This is a genomic window from Pseudoalteromonas 'SMAR', from assembly GCF_048515945.1.
Classification (GTDB): domain Bacteria; phylum Pseudomonadota; class Gammaproteobacteria; order Enterobacterales; family Alteromonadaceae; genus Pseudoalteromonas.
The window spans coordinates 41,344-60,858 of sequence record NZ_JBLWMW010000018.1 but is presented as its reverse complement, the minus strand read 5'-3'; the positions used below and the strand labels follow the sequence as shown (position 1 = coordinate 60,858).

The following is a 19,515-nucleotide window of genomic DNA, read 5'->3' as shown; positions in this document are numbered from 1 at the left end:
AAACACAAGCAGACTATTGCAACTTTCAGACCAATTTGAAAGTTTATAACATGCTGTATATAAAACAGTTTTTGATATTAACAATAGAAGATATCGCGATATATCGCGAGCCACACGATATATCGCGAATATTAACGTATTTTTAATTTCTTCATTTTCGAGCGTAATGTACTCTCAGGTAACCCGAGTTTTTGCGCCGCGCCATTAGCACCTGCAATTTTGCCGTTACACAATTCCACCACTTTTAAAATGTGTTCTGCTTGCGCTTGCTCTAAGGTGAGATCGTCCGCTATTTGCTGGGGTATCTCGGTCCCTAACGACTGAGTCAGCTCGATTAACCGACCTTTCGCCAATATCGCTTCACGCTCTAGCACGTTTTGTAGCTCTCTTATGTTGCCAGGCCAATTATAAGCCTGCAGCGCGTTGATGGCGCTCTTACTTATACCTCGTAACTGCTTACCCAACTTTTTATTCAATTGCACAATAAGGTTATTGGCTAATTGCGGAATATCTTCAATGCGTTCGCGCAGCGCCGGAACCTGAATGGGAAAGACATTTAAACGGTAATACAAGTCCATCCTAAATTTGCCTTGCTCTACCATCTGCCAAAGGTCGCGGTTTGTGGCGGCAACCACGCGAATATCAACGGCAATTGTCTGACTTCCCCCTACCCGTTCAAACTCGCGCTCTTGCAACACTCTTAGCAGCTTACTTTGGGCTTCCAGTGGCAACTCGCCAATTTCATCAAGAAATAATGTGCCGCCATGAGCCAACTCAAAACGCCCCTTACGGCGTTCGTTCGCTCCGGTAAATGCTCCTTTTTCGTGACCAAACAGCTCTGATTCAATCAAGGTGGGTGAAAAAGCCGCACAGTTCACTTTTACGAAGGGTTGCTCTGCCCGCGAGCTCAGGCGGTGTAAATTTCTAGCCACTAACTCTTTTCCGGTGCCATTTTCACCGAGAATAAGCACGGTACTGTCGGTTTGACTGACAAGCTCTAATTGCGCCAGCATGGTTTGAAAAATGGCACTGTGACCCACTAAACCTGCCTCTTGCCAGTCTTCATTCAGGGTTTCTAGCAAATAGGCGTTCTCATCTTTTAATTGCTCGCTAAGCTCATGGACCTTGTTTAATGCGGACTTGAGTTCAGACTCGACCTTATGCTGTTGAGACACATCGCGAAATATCGCGACAGCTCCGATAATTTGACCGTCGCTGTAAATGGGCGTGGAGGTGTATTCCACCGGAAAGCTGCTGCCATCTTTGCGCCAAAACACTTCGTTTTTTACTTGTCTGGTTTTGCCATCAAACATGGTCTTATAGATATTGCACTCATCCGCAGGATACGCGCTGCCATCGGCATGACTATGGTGGTGATACTGGTGGATTTTTTTCCCCAATAATTCAGCACTTTTCCACCCCGTCATGCGCTCGGCTGCCGGATTGATAAAAACGGCGTTGCCACTTAAATCAAAGCCATATATGCCTTCACCCACCGCATTGAGCAGCAATTTAGGATCGGCCAAAAATTGTTTAATAACAGACATGTTCACCTCGCGATATTTCGCGATATTATAGAATCCAGCAGCGGTTTTGTCATGTTCAAATCATAACGACCAGCCGCTCTTTAAGATTTGGTTGGTGTTCTAATGCTGAAACAGTAAAATAACCCCATTAGATTGCAATCGAGAACACGCGTGGATCCATCAACTTACATACCCGACGACTTCATTGCCGATGTCGAAACCTATATTCCTGAGCACCTCAGTATCAGCGACTTTCTTAGCGCCTGTCGCTCACCATTACGCCGTGCTGTTCGAGTAAATACCTTGAAGATGTCTGTGGCTGAGTTTTTGGACTATTGTCAACAGCGCCAATGGCAAGCCGAGCCAATCCCTTGGTGCCCAGAAGGCTTTTGGATCACCCGCAGTGAAGAAGAGGAAGCCAACTTAGCCATCGGTAACACCGACATTCACTTAAGTGGCTGCATCTACATCCAAGAAGCCAGTTCAATGCTGCCACCTGAGGCATTGCGTAAAGAAATAAGCGCAGCACAAATAAATTTAGATATGGCCTCGGCTCCAGGCTCTAAAACCACCCAGTTAGCGGCCTTTATGAACGGCAGCGGCGTGCTTGTTGCCAATGAGTTATCATCATCACGCTTGAAAGCGCTCGCGGCGAACAGCAAACGCATGGGGGTAGCCAATGTCGCGCTATCGCATTTTGATGGTGCTGTGTTTGGTGAATACATGCATGAATGTTTCGACAATATTTTACTCGATGCGCCTTGTTCAGGTGAAGGTACCGTGCGCAAAGATGCGAATGCGTTAAAAAATTGGTCGATTGCTTCCAATCAAGACATTGCTGTGGTGCAAAAACGTCTCATTGATAGCGCTTTTCAAGCCTTAAAACCTGGCGGCACTCTGGTTTACTCAACCTGTACCCTCACCCCTTTAGAGAACCAACAAGTTTGCCAATACCTTATTGAAGAGTATGGCGACGCTCTAGAAATCATTAACTTAAGCAATCTCTTTGCCGGTGCCGAGCAAGCCACTACCGCAGAAGGCTACTTGCATGTATGGCCACAGTTATTTGATAGTGAGGGGTTCTTTATTGCCAAATTTAAAAAGCTTCGCTCGGTTGCGGCGCGCGTAGAAAAACACAAAAAAGGCGCCTTTCCTTTTACTCCATTAGCAGCAAAAGCGCAGAAATTACTGCAAACCCAACTACAAAAGCAATTCGCCATTGATGCCTTACCTGGCACCTTAATGTCACGGGATAAAGAAATCTGGCTATTCCCTGATGGATTTGAGGCCATTGCCAACAAAATAAAATACGCTCGCATTGGGGTGCAAATTGGCGTAAGTCATAATAATGGTGTCCGTTTGCAACATGAGCTGGCTACCTGTTTTGGCCATTTAGCAAGTCGCAACACGCTCGCGCTTAGCGCTGCTCAAGCAAAAGACTACTTTAATGGCAAAGACATTCGCCTTGATGAAGTGACCAAGCAAACCGGTGAGGTGATCATCACACTTTGCAACACCCCGGTTGGGCTTGGTAAGTGGCAAAAGAACAAAGTAAAAAACAGCTTACCTCGGGATCTTATTCGTGATGATCTGTTGATAACTTGGGTATAACGTGGACATACTCTTTTGATATTTTTAATATCAATTAAGCATAAAGACGGCAAGCACTTGATTTAGAAAGACTTAATAAATTTTCATTTAGTTGTAAAAATATCGAAACATTAACTAAACTTAAATTTACTTTCTACTTCTCCCTACAGTCTTAGAAGGTGTTTTTAGTTAGCGCACGGCTCAGCTATGAGCCTTCCCTAGGCCCAGAGTTTAGCAGGTAAGCTCTGGGCACTTTTTTATCTAAACTTCGACATTCAGTAACCGCTATTATGTTGCCGCTTCTAACTCGGTAATGATTGCGAACGCCTGACTATTGCTGTCACCACATACGTCTTTCATGGCTTTAAACTGCAAACACACCTTAGGTCGCTCTGGTTTACCAAATAAACGACATAAATTATTGTCATTAAGTTGAACACAACGAACACCAGCGGGCTTACCATCGGGCATACCGGGTATCGGCGTGGAAATACTTGGTGCGATGCAACAGGCACCACAGCCTAATCTACAGTCCATAATTACTCTAATTAGGTGCTTTTACGCTAGTGTAACGAAAAAACATGGCAGCGTAAAAGAACATAATCGGAACGGATGTTTCAAACCAAGCCGTTATGCAAAGCTTTGTTACAACTTGCCTTGGCTTTTAAACACCTCGACATAACTATTCGCGTATCCTTACCCTATCAACAATTAAGTTTCGTCGACTTAAGTTAGAAAATCATTCAACAGGAAGGATTTGCACGTGGCTAGTAAAAAACAAATTATTCTCCCCATTGCGGTATTGAGTGTTGGCATCGCAGCAGCCGTTGCAATGTCTGCAATGAAAAAACCACCTGAAGTTAAACCTGAAGAGGTAGTTCACCCTCTGGTGCAGGTAAAAAGCGTCGAGGTCAAACCCATTCGTCTTGATGTCTCTTCATACGGTGTGGTTAAACCTAAGTACAGCACTGAGTTAGTAGCACAAGTAAGTGGTCAAGTTATTTCGTTGTCAGATAAGTTCGTTAAAGGTGGCTTTGTCAATGAAGGCGAAGTGCTGGCACGCATCGACCCCAATGATTACGAAGCAGCGTTAATTGAAGCCGAAGCGTCCTTAGCTCAAGCCAGCTCGGATTTAGAAATCGAGCAAGCACAAGCTAAGGTAGCCAAGGCACAGTGGCAGCAAATCACCGAAAGTGCCATTGAAAAAATTCCTTCCGAGCTTTACTTACGCAAACCCCAATTAGCCGAAAAGCTAGCTCGGTTTAAAGCAGCGCAAGCCGCCGTTAAGCGCGCTAAGCGAAACCTGGAAAGAACCTACATTCGAGCCCCGTACGATGCCATTGTTGCGTCACGTGAGATCAGTTTAGGCAGCGTGGTAAATCCTGGCAATGGCTTTGGCACCCTCAACTCAGTGTCGGTGGCTGAAGTACGACTGCCCGTAGCTGACAAAGAGCTACAATATTTACCACAACAAGGGGTGGGTACTAAAGTAACCCTAAGCGCCGAAGTGGCAGGTAAAGCCGTTAGCTGGCAAGGCACTGTGGTGCGCAGTGAGGGCGTAATTGATGAGAGAAGCCGCATGACTTACTTGGTGGCGCAGGTCAAATCACCGTATCAAGATGCTGCCAAAGCACTACGCTTTGGCGCTTACATCAACGCCAACATTCAAGGCAAGCTGATCGCCAATGCAGCAGTGGTTCCGCAGCACTTAGTTAAAAACGGCCGCATCGCCACTTTGGATGATAATCAGCAATTGAACTACCAAGAGCTTAATGTCATTCGCCAATATGACGGTCATGTGGTGGTTGATCAAGGCTTGGAGTCGGGCCAACAATTGATCACTTCCGCTCTGGATTATCCATCACAGGGTATGCAACTAAGACTGGACTCAGAATCCACGTCGCAAGCAACGACTCAGTTAGCACTTAAAGAGGAATAAGGGTATGCAAACACGAGAAAAAGGCTTAATTGCTTGGTTTGCACGTAACCCCGTTGCTGCAAACCTATTAATGATATTCATTATTGTCGGTGGCTTACTGACTGCGTTTTCTATTCGCAAACAGATGTTCCCACAATACAACAGTAATTGGATCAGTGTTCAAGCCGTCTACCCAGGTGCAGCACCGCAAGAGGTAGAAGAAGGCATTACGATTAAGATCGAGGAGTCCATGGAAGGCCTCGAAGGGATCAAAAGGCTGATCACCTATTCCAACCGTGGATACTCACAGACTTGGATTGAAGTTGAAGAAAAGTACGACACCAAGGAAGTATTAGACGAAGTTAAGATGCAAGTGGACGCAGTCTCCACGTTCCCATCGGGTATGGAGCGCCCAGTGGTTCGTCATGAAAAAGCCACCCAAGAAGTCATGTGGCTGTCGTTAAATGGCGATCTCAACCCCTATGACTTAAAAGAGCTTGGCAATCGCATTCATGAAGAAATGCTGTCGTTGCCAGGCGTCAACTTAGTGCGCTTTGACGGCGGCTTAGATTATGAAATTAGCGTTGAAATTAGCCCAGATAAAATGCGCGAGTATGGCCTTAGTTTCCGAGATGTTGCCAGCGCGGTACAGAGCTTTTCAGCCAATATGTCTGCCGGTCAGATCCGTTCAGAAAATGGCTATATTTCAATGCGGGTGGAAAACCAAGCCTACCGTGGTGATGAGTTCCGCCATTTACCATTGTTGACCTTAGCCGATGGCGCACAAATCCGTTTAGGCGATGTTGCTACCATTCGAGATGGCTTTGAAGAAGGACTGCAATATTCCAAGTACAACGGCAAGAACTCTTTGGTGTTTGAAGTCAGTGCCTCCAGAGATCAAGACATCACCAAAGTCGCCAACGTCATTAAAGGCTACCTAGACAGTAAAGCCGATACCCTACCGCAAGGCGTACAGTTAGAACCCTTTATTGATCTTACCTACTACTTAAATGGTCGCCTTAATATGATGTTAGAAAACATGATATGGGGTGGTATTTTAGTGATGTTAATGCTGGCCATGTTCTTACGGGTAAGATTGGCATTCTGGGTGATGATGGGCTTACCAGTGAGCTTTTTAGGTGCCTTTCTGATGATGCCGGTGGGCTTTTTAGATGTCACCATTAATTTGGCTTCACTGTTTGCCTTTATCCTAGTGCTGGGGATCGTCGTCGACGATGCCATTGTGGTGGGGGAATCCGCTCACAGTGAAATAGAAAAACACGGTCATAGCCTAGATAATGTTGTGCGCGGAGTGAAACGCGTTGCCGTACCCGCCACTTTTGGCGTGTTAACAACGGTAGCGGCATTTTTACCGCAAACCTTTGCAACTGGGCCAACAGCGGCTTTCTCTAAAGCCATTGGTGGTGTCATTATTCTGTGTTTGCTGTTTTCTTTGGTCGAGTCAAAACTGGTATTACCGGCGCACTTGGCGGCCATGAAAAATAAACCGAGCAACCCGAAAAACCCATTCCACCGCTTGCGTGAGAAAATGGATGGCGCATTGCAATCTTTTGTGGAAAACCAATATCGGCCATTTATCGCTCGCTGTCTTCACTATCGTTATACCGTGATCGTCGGCTTTTTAACTATTTTGATTGTCAGCGGCGGAATGTTCGCAGGCGGCTTGGTGAAGTTTGTTGCCAACCCGAAAATTCCCCATGATTTCCCGCGCATTGCCATTGAGATGAACTTGTCCTCGTCTGAGAATGCCACTCTGGAGTCGATTCAAAAAGTCGAACAAATGGTGCTCGATGTTGATAAGCAAATTGAACAACAATATGGCCAAAAAATGGTTCGCGACTACATGGTTAATATGAATGGCCGTACCAATGCCAATATCATGGTGATCTTAGTCGAACCAGATTTACGTCCAATCGATACCTTTGCCTTAAGTGCCATGTGGCGAGAGCAAATGCCACTATTACCAGGCGTTAAGTCGCTCAACATCCAAGACAGTATTTCTAATAATGGACGCGATGATGGCGATATTAGCTTTAGGCTAGAGGGCAAAGATAAAGCGGAATTACGTGAAGTGGCCGCGCATTTAAAAGAGAAACTAGCAAGCCTTGAGGGAGTTGGTGACATTAATGATTCAATGCAGTCAGCAACGGATGAAGTACAACTGGAACTAAAACCGCTTGCTTACAGCCTTGGTTTAACCCTAGCGGACGTTGCTTCGCAAGTGAATTTCAGCTACTACGGGTTGGAAGCACAACGTATCTTGCGTGACGGTGAAGAAATCAAAGTGATGATCCGCTACCCACAAGATCACCGCGATAGCATCAGTGATATTCAAGATGTGCGCATTGTTACGCCACAGGGCGCAGAAGTGCCGCTAGTCGAAGTGGCCGATGTTAAACTGGTGGATGGCGTCAATCGCATTCGTCGTGAAAACGCAAAACGCACCTTAAATGTATGGGCAGCAGTCAACACCGATGTCGCTCAGCCATTTGAAATTGCCAAACAAATTCGTGATGAATATTTACCAAGCCTATTAAAGAACTATCCTGGGGTACAAAGTGCCATTGCCGGGCGAGTACAAGAAGAGATGGATAGCGTGGCTGAGCAAATCCGTGACTTTGCCTTGTCATTAATGATCATCTTTGCCCTACTGGCTATTCCTTTGCGCTCTTATTCACAACCATTACTGATCATGTCGGTGATCCCATTTGGTGTGGTCGGTGCGGTATTCGGACACATGGTGCTTGGCATGACCATGAGCAGCCTATCTTTCTTCGGTATTATTGCCGTGGCTGGTGTGGTGGTCAATGACTCACTAGTGATGGTTGACTTCGTCAACAAAGCAAGAGCACAAGGTGTCAGCATTAAAGATGCCGCAGTAGAGGCCGGTTGTAAGCGCTTCAGAGCGATTTTACTTACTTCACTAACCACCTTTATCGGTTTGGTGCCCATCATCTTAGAAACCAGTCTGCAGGCGCAGATTGTTATCCCGATGGCTGTTTCTTTGGCCTTTGGTGTGCTGTTTGCCACGGTGATCACCTTGGTACTGATCCCATGCCAGTACGTGGCCTTAGAAGATGTTAAACACCTTGGTCGCAAATGGTTTAAAAAAGGTGAAAGCGAGCAGCCAACTGAGGTGGTAACCAGCAATTCAATTAAGTAATTAAGTAATTAAGTTACTAGCCCTAGTAAAAAGCTCGGCCTTGCAAGGTCCGAGCTTTTTTTTATGTTGTCACCTTTACTTTTTCCGGTTCGGGCAAAGGTATTGTGAAAACCAATACCGCTACTGGCGGTAATGATCAAAGAAGTGCTTAATGCGCTCCATAGCCGGTGCCAAATCATCTTTGTGAGGTAAAAACACCAAACGGAAGTGGTCGGCACTAGGCCAATTAAAAGCACGACCATGAACGAATAAGATCTTTTCTTCTTTTAGCAGGTCAAGCACCATGCGTTCGTCGTTTTTAATATTAAAGCGTTTGGTATCCACCTTAGGGAAAGCATAAAGTGCCCCTTTGGGTTTGACACAACTGATCCCCTCAATGGCATTTAAACCTTGATAAGCAATGTCTCGCTGTTGATATAAACGTCCGCCGGGCTCAATCAACTGATCAATTGACTGAATGCCTCCCAGGGCCTGTTGTATCGCAAACTGCGCTGGGACATTAGCACAAAGCCGCATTGAGGCCAGCATTTCCAGCCCGGTGATTAAATCCAGCATGGCTGATTGCTTACCGCTCAGTACCATCCAGCCCATTCGAATGCCTGCGGCACGATAGGTCTTGGCTAAACCATTAAAGGTGATCACTGGGATATCGTCACAAAGGCTGGCGATTGAGAAATGCTCAGCGCCATCATAAAGAATTTTTTCGTAGATTTCGTCGCTAAGCAGTAAAAGCTGATGTTCTCGAGCAATATCAATTAAGGCCTCTAAGAGCGCTTTATCGTACACCGCTCCGGTTGGGTTATTGGGGTTAATTAACACCAAGGCTTTGGTCTTACTGGTGATCTTACTTTTAATGTCTTCTAAATCAGGAAACCAATCTTGCTGCTCGTCACACAAATAATGCACAGGATTGCCGCCAGAAAGCTTAACCGCAGCAGTCCAAAGTGGATAATCTGGCGCAGGGATCAACACTTCATCACCATCATTTAACAACGCCTGAGTGGTCATTTGAATCAGCTCACTGACGCCATTACCGATGAAGATATTATCAACACTGATATTGGGAAAAGCTTTTTGCTGGTAATATTGATACACCGCGACCCGCGCAGAATATAACCCCTTAGAGTCACAATAACCTTGTGCTGAATAGAGGTTCTTAATGATGTCACGGTGCATATCTTCAGGCATATCGAAGCCAAATGCCGCTGGATTACCAACATTTAACTTCAGCACTTTCATGCCTTCGTCTTCCATTTTTTTCGCTTGCTCTAACACTGGGCCACGAATATCGTAGCTCACCCCATTTAATTTATTACTTTTTGTTATTTGTAGCATTTCACCCCCTCATTCATGCTCCCAGCATAGCTTACATCTAAGGCGAATTACTAGCGCTAATCTTGACCACATTTGCGTAAACACAACTCAGCACAACTGCTATCAGCAACTGCGCTAAGTTGAAAAAAATTAATCTAACTTGGGGTGTAAAAAACTGGCAGGAAATTAATGACAGAGCTGGCTAAAGCGTATGCAGACGGGGTTAAGCCGCTAGCCATTGTTGCAGTCTAGTTTTGGAGCCTGCAACTTGGTGTGCCAGCTTATCAAGGGCTTCTGTGGTGGCGGCTTCATCGCCCGAAGTAAGGCCATGTTCGATAGTCCGGGCCACCTCGCTCAAGCTTTTAGCGCCAAACTGTAGAGCATTGGACTTTAAGCTATGAGCATGACGAATTGCGGCTTCTTTGTCTTTGTTTAAATTCAGCATCAATTCTGATTCCAAGCGCTCAAACTCAGAGCAACAGAAAATCACGGTTTCCTCGAACTGCTCCCCAAGTAACATTTTCATGTTCTCAAGTGCTTCTTCATCAATTTCGATGTACATAACTGTCCTTATGGCTTTGCGCTACATTAATGCTAGTAAAGTCACCAGCAAGTGCAAAGTAATATGCTGGCATATATGATAATATGCAGCGAAATGAATAAAATTACCAGTGTTATGAAGCGTCCGGTTTGTCCATCTTGTGATTTTCCTGTTACGACTTGTGTCTGTAGTTACCTAAGCCAACCCCTTAATAACCACATTGAAGTGGTGATTTTGCAGCACCCCAGCGAAACCAAAGTAGCAAAAAACACCGCAAAATTACTGACGTTACAGTTACAGCACATTCAGCTAGTCGTCGGTGAAACCGCCGCAGATTTTAGCGCTGTGCAAAGCTACCTTGCTAACCGCAAGGCGGCGTTACTTTACCCCAATAAACACGCACAAACACTCGCTGCAGGCGCGGCTGAAAAGCTCGAGCTGGATACCATTATTATCTTGGATGGCACCTGGAAAAAAGCCACTCGGCTGTATCAAAGTAATCACTGGCTGCATGATTTACCCAGCTTTAGCTTCGCGACTCATGATCAAAGTCTCTACACCATTCGTAAATCTAAGCATGAGTTTAGTTTATCCACATTAGAGGCCTGTGCACGCTTTTTAGAGCTGGTCGAAGGCTGTGATGTCACCTCGTTATTGACGCTACAGCAAGGCATGGTGGAACAACAAATGAAATTTATGACACCCGATGTCCGTAGCCGCTATCAAAATAAATAATGAAGCTTCCGAGAATACAACGCGGCTTTAAACGCCATGGGCCAGACTACCGCTTTGGCGACCAAGTGGATTTTGCCGAAATAAAATACACTTTTGGTTTTAAAACCATGACCATAGGTCATTGGGTGAAGCCAGAAGAAAAACACATTTCTGCCAATTTAATTTATGATGCGCTGGCCGATTTGGCTCAAATACTGCAGCTGCCACCCACAACCATTGGCCTACGCAACACCCTAAACTTTGCCTTTGGCAGTGGCGGCCAGCCTGGTGTGCAAGCCCACTATTGTGCCAGCTCCAATACCTTAGCATTAGCAAAAAACGCCGGCGGTGGCGCTCTAGCCCATGAATGGTGGCACGCCTTTGATCACTATATTTGTCAGCACCTGATTACCAAACCCAGTCATGGCTTTGCTTCCGCGGCCTGGCTTAGAGCTAAACAGGTAAAGCCTCACGCACTAAATCGTTTGCTGGATAACTATTTTAGTAACACCTTTTTACAGCCCGATAGACAACGACCCAGTGACTTTTTTAGCGTGGCAAAAGTAGCCGATCAAGCCAATAAGCAAATTTACTACGCCATGCCCGAAGAGCTCAGCGCACGGATGTTTGAAGCGATCATTGCCTATCATGGCGATATTTCCAATGACTTTCTGGCCTCGGGAATTAAACACTCGGAGCTTGAACGCTTGGGGCTTTATCCCAGCCAAAAGCACTTGGCACGTTGTGCAGCCCCCTTGCTGGGGTACTTTAACGAACTAGGAAAGATTTTATATCATCAGAATCACTGACCTTGGTCAGCCAGCTAATATATTCATTAAAGGGCAATGGCCGCGAAATAAAATACCCTTGGGCGTAATCACAGCCATAGGCTTGTAAACGAATATAGCTATTAACGTCTTCCACCCCTTCAGCCACGACTTTAGAGCCAAGGTTATGGGCCATATCGCAAGTCGCCTTACAGATGGTCTGATTGCTTTTAGAGGTTTCAATATCCATGACAAAGCTTTTGTCTATTTTCAATTCATCGAAACCAAGCTTACTCAAATAAGCAAGCGAGGAATACCCGGTGCCAAAATCATCAATGGCCACCTTTACGCCAATGGAGCGATAGTCGTCCAACACCCCTTTTAGCTCAGCTTCTTTGCCTATGGTTACCGACTCGGTGATTTCTATCATGATTTGCGATGGCGCTAAGGATAACTCATTAATGAGGGTGATCAATTGCACTGAAAGCTCTCTGCGGTTTAAGTCACGACCGGAAATATTTATCGAAATAACGTGATCGGGCATCACTTGAGTGATCTGCGCTTGGTAATGCAAGGCCTGCTCTAACACCCATTCGGTTATTTCAAAAATCTGGCCTGAGGACTCAGCGATGGGAATAAACTCATCCGGAGGAATATACCCAAAATCAGGGTGCAGCCAGCGCAATAACGCCTCTGAACCAAAGACTTTGCCTGTCGTAAGGTTCACTTGTGGCTGAAAAAACAAACTAAATTGATTCTGCTCAATGGCCCCTTTTAAGTGCGAACTCAGTTGCAACTGACGCTCGGAAGACATTGAGTTTTCAACGTCAAATAAATGCCAGCGTTGACCATTTTGCGATTTGGTACTGAGAGCCTGCAGTGCTCGTTGCACTAATTTTTCAGTCGTTTTAGCATGCATAGGGTGATTGGCTACCCCAACTTCAAGGCTATCTACTATTTTGGTGTCTTTAAAACCCACTCCTTCTTCAAATACTGAACAAAGAATACAGACATATTGCTCGACCTGACTCACTTCAATCTTACCATCGAGGATAATGGCAAATACATCCTCTTCTAAGCGATAAATCTCTGTGTCGACCGGATTGGCGATCGCCGCGTTACCATAAGTATTGATTTGCTGAGAGACCTTTTTGAACAATTTGTTGATGTATTGATTGGCAAAGCTCAGGCCAAAGTTCAGTTTGATGGTAGGCAGTATCAGCGGTTTAAATAACAGTAAAGTATGCGCTTTATTTTTAAGCTCCAGCTCTTCCAGTGCCGTTAACAGGGCAAACTTATTGGGCAACTCAGTGTCTTTATCCACTCGAGTATATTTAATAAAGTTCCTGCGACTTTCACTGTCGTGCCAAACCACAAACCCTAACAATAACACCAAGTGCGATGACACCAATAGATGTGTCAAAGAAGTGGACAACAGCATGGTTCTGGTTAATTGTCCCACGGCAAAAAGCCCCATCAGAAGCAGAATTGGCATCCACACTACCCCACAAAACCACACTTCTTTGCGATTGCCTTGCTGTTGTTGCAACAACACAGCCATGGCAACGGCCAGCGCCACCAAAACCAATACCGCTTGCACTGCAAACGCGAGCTGACCGGCACTGAACACAATGACTGCGGCCACCAACAAGTAACCATAAGCCATGCTTTGCGTCATGGTGTTGATGGTGCCAGTTAATCGTCGTCGAACTAAAAAGTGATAGAAAAATAATAAACAACAACCCAGCGCCGCAGCCAATAAACTGCTGCTGTACTGCATAATCGCGAGACTGGTTTGATAGCTAAAGAAAACGTCTGTCAAGCCTTGATGAATAATATAAAACCCGCCTAATGACAAGATGTAGCCTGCAATCGAGAGTAGGCTTGCTCTTTTTGACAATAGCCCAGTGGCGAACATGTAAACGCTCAACAGCAATAACACCCCAGAAAACACCCCACTGGCAAACAGACGGTTGTCGACTTGACTATGATAGTTAGCGTAGGAAGTAAGCGAGATCTGCGACTGCGATCGATACGGAGAAGTGATCTTGATGTATACGTGTTGCAGTCGCTTCGGCTCGTGTACGATTAAGTGGGGTGAGAAGTGACGTAGCGATGTGGAGACGTGTTCGCCATCCAACGGGGATAAGCTTCCTGCGCTATCGCGGTGATAAAACGCAACCTGACCTAATAATGGCCGCTCCACAGTAAGGACAACGTCTTCGTTTAATCTGGTCTCATTGATGTTGGCTTTTAGCCAAACTGCTTGCGCTTTGGGCACGTAAAACTGGCTTTCAAGGGGCGCAAATTGTGCATTACTTAACTCCCCGTACGCAATAGCAAATGTCGCCACAGGGGTATTTATCTGTTGTGTTTTATTATCATCACTGGCAACACCTGGAAAGACCATGGCAAGTAAAGCACCAGCTAAAAAGACTGCTATTAGCGCCTGCCTTGCTACGCTCAGCCACATACCCTATCTCCTTGAGTATCGCACCTTACCACTAACACTAACAGGTTAATGGCATTCGCTATTATTTACCTAAAAAACAAACAAGCCCAAATCGGCTTGCTGTTTAAATAATACATTCTCAAGTATGGTTGCTATGTGAATAAAACACAACTCGCTGGCTGTTTCATGATGTAACAGGAGATTGGACAGGGTGTTCGCGGACAATAGAGAAAACTCGCCAACCTAGTCGTTGACGAGCATGGTGTTTAACTGTCGTCGCTAATTCGAGAAGCGATGGCGCCGCTTTGATCTTTGTATTTGGCGTCTTTGCGTTCGTTGTAAGGAAACTCAGCGACACTGGTCATGGTTTCAAAACTCATCGCACCAATTTTCATGTTTGGTCTCAGTGCCAATGGCAGCTTTCCAGAATTATAAAATTCCAACACGATATTGCCCGACCAACCTGGGTCGATACGATGCGCCGTGACATGCACCATTAGACCCAAACGAGCCAATGACGAACGACCATCCAACCACCCGACTAAATCGGCAGGTAAGGTGACTTTTTCATAGGTCATGGCTAACGCCAGTTCACCGGGATGAAGAAAAAAAGCTTGGCCTTCATCTAACACAATCTCATCACTCATGATGGATTCCATGGCGGCATTGATTTGCTCTTTCGGGCCACTTAAATCAACGTAGGGTGCTGCGTGGTCTTGAAACACGCGAAACTTATTACCTAGCCTAAGGTCCACCGTCACGCCAGAAATCATTTCTGGCTTTGGCGTCGGCTCTATTACGATTCGTTGCTGCTCTATTGCTTCTCGAATATGGGTATCCGATAATCTCATTGTTAATCTTCCGTCATCACAACCTCAACACCCGATGTTGAGTCTGATTGATAATATAACATACTGGCCACCAGTTGGGCACAATCGACATAATGATCCGCCACCTGATGGGCAGCATTTGCGTCCCCGGATTGCTGCGTGGCGATAATATTGTCACCCGACTCGGTGGCGTTGCGAATGCTGTCGTGTAAAGGCACTTCAGCCAACAATGGCGCGCCATAACGGCTCGCCAGTTCAGTACCTTGAGCGGCACCAAAAATATCATTGCGACCACCACAGTGGTGACAGTTGAAATAGCTCATATTTTCAATCAAACCTAAAATCGGCAACTGCACCTTTTCAAACATGGCAATGCCTTTTTGCGCATCGGCCAAGGCCAGAGTCTGAGGTGTTGTGACGATAACAGCACCACTGGCCGGCACTTTTTGAGTCATGGTTAATTGAATATCGCCAGTACCAGGGGGCATGTCGACAATCAGATAATCTAACTCGCCCCAATCGGTTTCATTTAATAGCTGTGTTAATGCCTGAGAAGCCATAGGGCCGCGCCACACGGTGGCATCTTCTGCTGCCACTAAAAAGCCGATTGACATCGCTTTAATGCCATGACGTTCAATCGGTAATAATGTTTTGTCATCTTTTGCTTGCGGTTTTGCATTACCCATGGCCATCAAGCTTGGCAAAGACGGGCCATAAATATCGGCATCCAACACCCCCACTTTGGCGCCTTGCGCAGATAAACCATATGCGAGGTTAATCGCAGACGTCGACTTACCCACGCCGCCCTTGCCCGAAGCCACCAAAATAATGTGCTTAATGGCTTTAAATTTAGGGCGTCCAACCACCACCACTTGAGTGTTTACTACCACTGGTTGGTCGAGTTTATTACTGAGAAACTCACTGAGCTGTTGCTCACAATTAAGTGCAAAAGGCAGGTTAATACTGACTGTCAGCGTGTCTTTATTGTCTGCAACCTTGACTATCCAATTACTATCGATCCCCACAGGCAAAACGGCACTGCGGTATCCCTTTAGAAGTTCTGCAACAACTTGTTTGCTGTTTTTTCCTTTAGCGAACCACTTTTCCAGTCCAAACATAAAAATTAAACTCCTAAGGATGATGAAAATAGCCTCGGAATTATGTAACATTCACTTCATTAAAACCAGTCAATTCGCGGTTCACGATATATTCGGTGGTGAGTTCTCATTTTTGTAGCCAGGCTTTTGCTGGTGATAAAGCTGGCCACTGACATTATCAATAAAACAACAAATCGCGCCAAATTCATGGAATCGTTATGACGAAGAGAAAAATTCTCATTACTAGTGCACTACCCTATGCCAATGGTCCTACTCACCTAGGCCATTTGCTGGAGTACATCCAGACCGATATTTGGGCCCGCTTTCAAAAGCTCCAAGGTCATGAAACTTACTATGTTTGCGCCGATGATGCCCATGGCACACCGATCATGCTCAACGCGCAAAAACAAGGTATCACGCCCGAGGAAATGGTGAAGCAGGTCAGTGTTGAACGCCAACGCGATTTTGCCGATTTCAATATTGAATTTGACAACTATCACAGTACCCATAGCGAAGAAAACCGCGAACTAAGCGAGCTTATCTACACTCGCCTTGATGATAAAGGGTACATTAAAAAGCGCACTATCTCGCAGTTATTTGACCCTGAAAAGCACATTTTCTTACCGGATCGCTTTGTCACTGGCACCTGCCCAACCTGTAAAGCCGAAGAACAAAACGGCGACAGCTGTGATGTCTGTGGCGCAACCTACAGCCCAACTGAGTTGATTGAGCCAAAATCAGTTATGTCTGGTGCTACCCCCATCTTAAAAGACTCAGAGCACTACTTCTTCGACTTGCCAGCATTTGAAGATATGTTGAAGTCTTGGTTGCGCTCTGGCAGCTTGCAATCAGAAATGGCTAACAAACTCGATGAATGGTTTGCCGACGGTTTGCAGCAATGGGACATTAGCCGTGATGCTCCCTACTTTGGTTTTGAGATCCCAGGCGCACCGGGGAAATATTTTTACGTTTGGCTAGATGCACCAATCGGCTACATGGCCAGCTTTAAAAACCTATGCGATAAGCAAGGTCTTAATTTTGAAGAGTTTTGGGCTGAAGGCTCTGATGCTGAGCTGTATCATTTTATTGGTAAAGACATCATTTATTTCCACAGCCTATTTTGGCCTGCAATGCTTGAAGGCGCGAACTTCCGTAAGCCAAACAATGTTTTTGCTCACGGCTTTGTTACCGTTAATGGCGCCAAAATGTCTAAATCTAAAGGCACCTTCGTTAAAGCACGCACGTATTTAGAACACTTAGACCCTGAGTATCTTCGTTATTACTACGCGGCGAAACTAAACAGTGGCGTGACCGATCTGGATCTCAACTTAGAAGATTTTGCACAACGAGTAAATTCTGACTTGGTTGGTAAGGTGGTGAATATTGCCAGTCGCTGTGCCGGCTTTATCACTAAGAAGTTTGACGGCAAGCTGAGCAGCACCATTATGGATGAGGCCCTGCTGAAAAGCTTTAGCGACGCCCAAAACACCATTGCTGAGCATTATGAAAATCGTGAATTCAGTCGTGCTGTGCGCGAGATCATGACTTTAGCTGACAAAGCAAACCAGTTTATCGACGCCGAGGCGCCATGGGTACTGGCTAAAAACGAAGACACCCTAGAGCGGGCGCACCAAGTTTGCTCATTAGGGCTCAACCTATTCCGTGTCTTGATGACTTACTTAAAACCCATTCTGCCTGGTATGGCCGCCAATGTTGAGGCGTTCCTGAATACTGAGCTGCAGTGGTCTACTCTTTCAAGCCCATTGGTTGATCATGACATCAATAAGTTTAAGGCACTGATGCAGCGCGTGGATATGGATAAAGTCAACACCATGATTGAATCCTCAAAAGAAAGCTTAGAGAAAAAAGTCGGTGGTCAATCAAGCCCAGCCAAAGACCCAGACAGTCCTTTAGTAAAAGAGCCCATCGCCGCTGAAATTGAATTTGATGACTTTGCTAAAGTTGACCTGCGCATTGCCAAAATCGCCAATGCAGAGCATGTTGATGGCGCCGATAAGTTGTTAAAGCTGACGTTAGACCTAGGTGGAGAAACACGCCAAGTGTTTGCGGGCATTAAGGCCGCGTATGCGCCTGAAGACTTGATTGGCAAACACACCGTGATGGTGGCCAACCTTAAACCGCGTAAAATGCGCTTTGGTTTATCTGAAGGCATGGTTTTAGCTGCAGGACCTGGTGGCAAAGAAATTTACATCTTAAACCCTGACGAAGGCTCAAAGCCGGGTATGCGGGTAATGTAAGAGTTTAAGTTGGATTGTGCAGCAATGCTGCTGCACAATCTGGCTTGCTTACTGTTTGACAATTTCACCGTTTTTCATCACAAAGCTGACCTTTTCCATTACCCTAATGTCGTTTAACGGATCACCCGAAACGGCAATAATATCGGCCAACTTACCCACCTCCAATGAACCTAGCTGCTGTTGTTGTTGCAGTAAGGTCGCGGCATTAATAGTGGCCGCTTGCAAGGCTTGTAATTCAGTCATACCAAACTGCACCATACGACTAAATTGTTTGCCATTGTCGCCATGAGGGTAAACACCGGCATCTGAGCCAAACACCATCTTCACGCCGGCCTCTAATGCCTTAGTAAAGCTAGCACGCTGGGTTTTACCCACGGTGCGCTCTTTGTCTAAGCTTTCTTGCAAAATCCCTGCTTTTTCGCCCTCGGCAAGAATGTATTCGGTGGTGTAAATGTCCATTGAGAAATAAGTGCCCTGCTGTTTTGCCAACTGAATCGCCTCGTCATCAACAAAGCTGACGTGCTCAACAGAATCCACACCGGCACGAATGGCCGCTTTAATGCCTTCGGTACCATGAGCATGGGCAGCCACGGTTATTCCCCTAAGGTTAGCTTCAGCGACCAGTGCCGTCATTTCTTCTTGAGAGTATTGCTGCGCCCCAACTTTAGTGCCTTTTGACAACACACCACCTGTGGCACAGAACTTAATAACATCGGCGCCATATTTAATGTTCTCGCGCACTTTCGCGCGTACCGCCCATGGGCCATCGGCAACCCCAGCCGCTTTTACTTGGTGTTCATGGGTCAACAGATTATTGTCGCAATGGCCGCCGGTGATCCCAAGCGAGGGTCCTGAAGCGTTGATCCGCGGCCCAGTTACATCGCCATCACGGATGGCGTCACGAAGAGCAAAATCGGCATAACCTGCTGCCCCTAAGTTGCGCACCGAAGTAAAGCCCGCTTGCAGTGTTCGCTGGGCGTTTCTCACGCCAGTAATGGCAGCTCGAGGAGCTGTGCGCTGCAGCCTTTTGTAGCCGTGCACTTGGGCATCTGAAGTAAGGTGGACATGCATATCATAAAGACCAGGCAATAAGGTTTTGCCTGGCAGATCGATCACCTTCGCCCCTTGAGGGTACGCCATGCGATTGGATTTCGTTAATGAGGTGATTTTGTTGTCAGTGACAATTAATGTCGCTGGCGAAATCACTTTGCCGCTGACCACATCGAGTGCCGCTTCAGCATTAATGACGTAACTTTCCGCCTGAGCGTAATGACAAAAACACAGAGCAATGGTTGTGAGTATTCGTTTGTTCATAACTTCTCCT

14 protein-coding genes are annotated in these 19,515 nt (G+C 46.0%); 6 read left to right on the top strand and 8 right to left on the bottom strand.

The window, feature by feature from the left end; all coding sequences use genetic code 11:
* Nucleotides 1-131: 131 nt before the first annotated feature.
* Nucleotides 132-1,547, bottom strand: coding sequence for a sigma-54 interaction domain-containing protein (locus ACNKW2_RS09520; protein ID WP_419148346.1), 1,416 nt, complete (start codon nt 1,545-1,547; stop codon nt 132-134).
* A gap of 150 nt (nt 1,548-1,697) precedes the next feature.
* On the opposite strand from ACNKW2_RS09520, the gene rsmF reads away from it, so the two are divergent.
* Nucleotides 1,698-3,137 (top strand): 16S rRNA (cytosine(1407)-C(5))-methyltransferase RsmF, encoded by a 1,440-nt coding sequence (gene rsmF, locus ACNKW2_RS09515; protein WP_419148345.1) that lies wholly within the window; start codon nt 1,698-1,700, stop codon nt 3,135-3,137.
* 267 nt (nt 3,138-3,404) lie between these two features.
* Here rsmF and ACNKW2_RS09510 read toward each other — a convergent pair whose 3' ends face one another.
* A complete protein-coding gene (locus ACNKW2_RS09510) occupies nt 3,405-3,653 on the bottom strand; it encodes a YkgJ family cysteine cluster protein (protein WP_419148344.1) in 249 nt (82 codons plus the stop codon).
* 226 nt (nt 3,654-3,879) lie between these two features.
* Here ACNKW2_RS09510 and ACNKW2_RS09505 point away from each other — a divergent pair, with 226 nt between their 5' ends.
* Entirely contained in the window at nt 3,880-5,055 is a 1,176-nt protein-coding gene (locus ACNKW2_RS09505) for an efflux RND transporter periplasmic adaptor subunit (protein WP_419148343.1), read from the top strand.
* A gap of 4 nt (nt 5,056-5,059) precedes the next feature.
* Nucleotides 5,060-8,218 carry an efflux RND transporter permease subunit gene (locus tag ACNKW2_RS09500; protein ID WP_419148342.1) on the top strand — a complete coding sequence of 1,053 codons (3,159 nt, stop codon included), beginning with the start codon at nt 5,060-5,062 and terminating at the stop codon, nt 8,216-8,218.
* Between the two features lie 120 nt (nt 8,219-8,338).
* On the opposite strand, the gene ACNKW2_RS09495 is transcribed toward ACNKW2_RS09500, so the two are convergent.
* A complete protein-coding gene (locus tag ACNKW2_RS09495; protein ID WP_419148341.1) occupies nt 8,339-9,553 on the bottom strand; it encodes a pyridoxal phosphate-dependent aminotransferase in 1,215 nt (404 codons plus the stop codon).
* A gap of 202 nt (nt 9,554-9,755) precedes the next feature.
* Nucleotides 9,756-10,094, bottom strand: coding sequence for an Hpt domain-containing protein (locus ACNKW2_RS09490; RefSeq protein ID WP_419148340.1), 339 nt, complete (start codon nt 10,092-10,094; stop codon nt 9,756-9,758).
* A gap of 93 nt (nt 10,095-10,187) precedes the next feature.
* Here ACNKW2_RS09490 and ACNKW2_RS09485 point away from each other — a divergent pair, with 93 nt between their 5' ends.
* Both ACNKW2_RS09485 and ACNKW2_RS09480 read left to right on the top strand, forming a co-directional pair.
* The gene (locus tag ACNKW2_RS09485; RefSeq protein WP_419148339.1) at nt 10,188-10,808 is read left to right on the top strand and encodes a tRNA-uridine aminocarboxypropyltransferase; all 621 of its coding nucleotides are present in this window, start codon (nt 10,188-10,190) and stop codon (nt 10,806-10,808) included.
* Complete coding sequence (locus tag ACNKW2_RS09480; protein WP_419148338.1) at nt 10,808-11,596, top strand: CLCA_X family protein; 789 nt, start codon at nt 10,808-10,810, stop codon at nt 11,594-11,596. The genes ACNKW2_RS09485 and ACNKW2_RS09480 overlap by 1 nt, the downstream gene beginning before the upstream one ends.
* Here the strand turns inward: ACNKW2_RS09480 and ACNKW2_RS09475 are convergent.
* The 3 genes from ACNKW2_RS09475 to apbC all read right to left on the bottom strand — a co-directional run bounded on the left by ACNKW2_RS09475 (nt 11,556) and on the right by apbC (nt 15,954).
* On the bottom strand, nt 11,556-14,027 hold the full coding sequence (locus ACNKW2_RS09475; RefSeq protein WP_419148337.1) for an EAL domain-containing protein: 2,472 nt from the start codon (nt 14,025-14,027) through the stop codon (nt 11,556-11,558). The genes ACNKW2_RS09480 and ACNKW2_RS09475 overlap by 41 nt on opposite strands.
* Nucleotides 14,028-14,272: 245 nt before the next feature.
* The gene (gene dcd, locus ACNKW2_RS09470; RefSeq protein ID WP_336566126.1) at nt 14,273-14,857 is read right to left on the bottom strand and encodes a dCTP deaminase; all 585 of its coding nucleotides are present in this window, start codon (nt 14,855-14,857) and stop codon (nt 14,273-14,275) included.
* A gap of 2 nt (nt 14,858-14,859) precedes the next feature.
* Nucleotides 14,860-15,954, bottom strand: coding sequence for an iron-sulfur cluster carrier protein ApbC (apbC, locus tag ACNKW2_RS09465; protein WP_419148336.1), 1,095 nt, complete (start codon nt 15,952-15,954; stop codon nt 14,860-14,862).
* A 197-nt stretch (nt 15,955-16,151) separates the two neighbouring features.
* On the opposite strand from apbC, the gene metG reads away from it, so the two are divergent.
* A complete protein-coding gene (gene metG / locus ACNKW2_RS09460) occupies nt 16,152-18,191 on the top strand; it encodes a methionine--tRNA ligase (protein WP_419148335.1) in 2,040 nt (679 codons plus the stop codon).
* 48 nt (nt 18,192-18,239) lie between these two features.
* Here the strand turns inward: metG and ACNKW2_RS09455 are convergent, their stop codons facing one another.
* Nucleotides 18,240-19,505 (bottom strand): Xaa-Pro dipeptidase, encoded by a 1,266-nt coding sequence (locus ACNKW2_RS09455; RefSeq protein WP_419148334.1) that lies wholly within the window; start codon nt 19,503-19,505, stop codon nt 18,240-18,242.
* Nucleotides 19,506-19,515 lie beyond the last annotated feature (10 nt).

Coding starts and splice junctions, on each gene's coding strand:
- ACNKW2_RS09520 (WP_419148346.1), bottom strand. CDS start 1,547: ATGTCTGTTATTAAACAATTTTTGGCCGATCCTAAATTGCTGCTCAAT.
- ACNKW2_RS09510 (WP_419148344.1), bottom strand. CDS start 3,653: ATGGACTGTAGATTAGGCTGTGGTGCCTGTTGCATCGCACCAAGTATT.
- ACNKW2_RS09500 (WP_419148342.1), top strand. CDS start 5,060: ATGCAAACACGAGAAAAAGGCTTAATTGCTTGGTTTGCACGTAACCCC.
- ACNKW2_RS09495 (WP_419148341.1), bottom strand. CDS start 9,553: ATGCTACAAATAACAAAAAGTAATAAATTAAATGGGGTGAGCTACGAT.
- ACNKW2_RS09490 (WP_419148340.1), bottom strand. CDS start 10,094: ATGTACATCGAAATTGATGAAGAAGCACTTGAGAACATGAAAATGTTA.
- ACNKW2_RS09485 (WP_419148339.1), top strand. CDS start 10,188: ATGAATAAAATTACCAGTGTTATGAAGCGTCCGGTTTGTCCATCTTGT.
- ACNKW2_RS09480 (WP_419148338.1), top strand. CDS start 10,808: ATGAAGCTTCCGAGAATACAACGCGGCTTTAAACGCCATGGGCCAGAC.
- ACNKW2_RS09475 (WP_419148337.1), bottom strand. CDS start 14,027: ATGTGGCTGAGCGTAGCAAGGCAGGCGCTAATAGCAGTCTTTTTAGCT.
- dcd (WP_336566126.1), bottom strand. CDS start 14,857: ATGAGATTATCGGATACCCATATTCGAGAAGCAATAGAGCAGCAACGA.
- apbC (WP_419148336.1), bottom strand. CDS start 15,954: ATGTTTGGACTGGAAAAGTGGTTCGCTAAAGGAAAAAACAGCAAACAA.
- metG (WP_419148335.1), top strand. CDS start 16,152: ATGACGAAGAGAAAAATTCTCATTACTAGTGCACTACCCTATGCCAAT.
- ACNKW2_RS09455 (WP_419148334.1), bottom strand. CDS start 19,505: ATGAACAAACGAATACTCACAACCATTGCTCTGTGTTTTTGTCATTAC.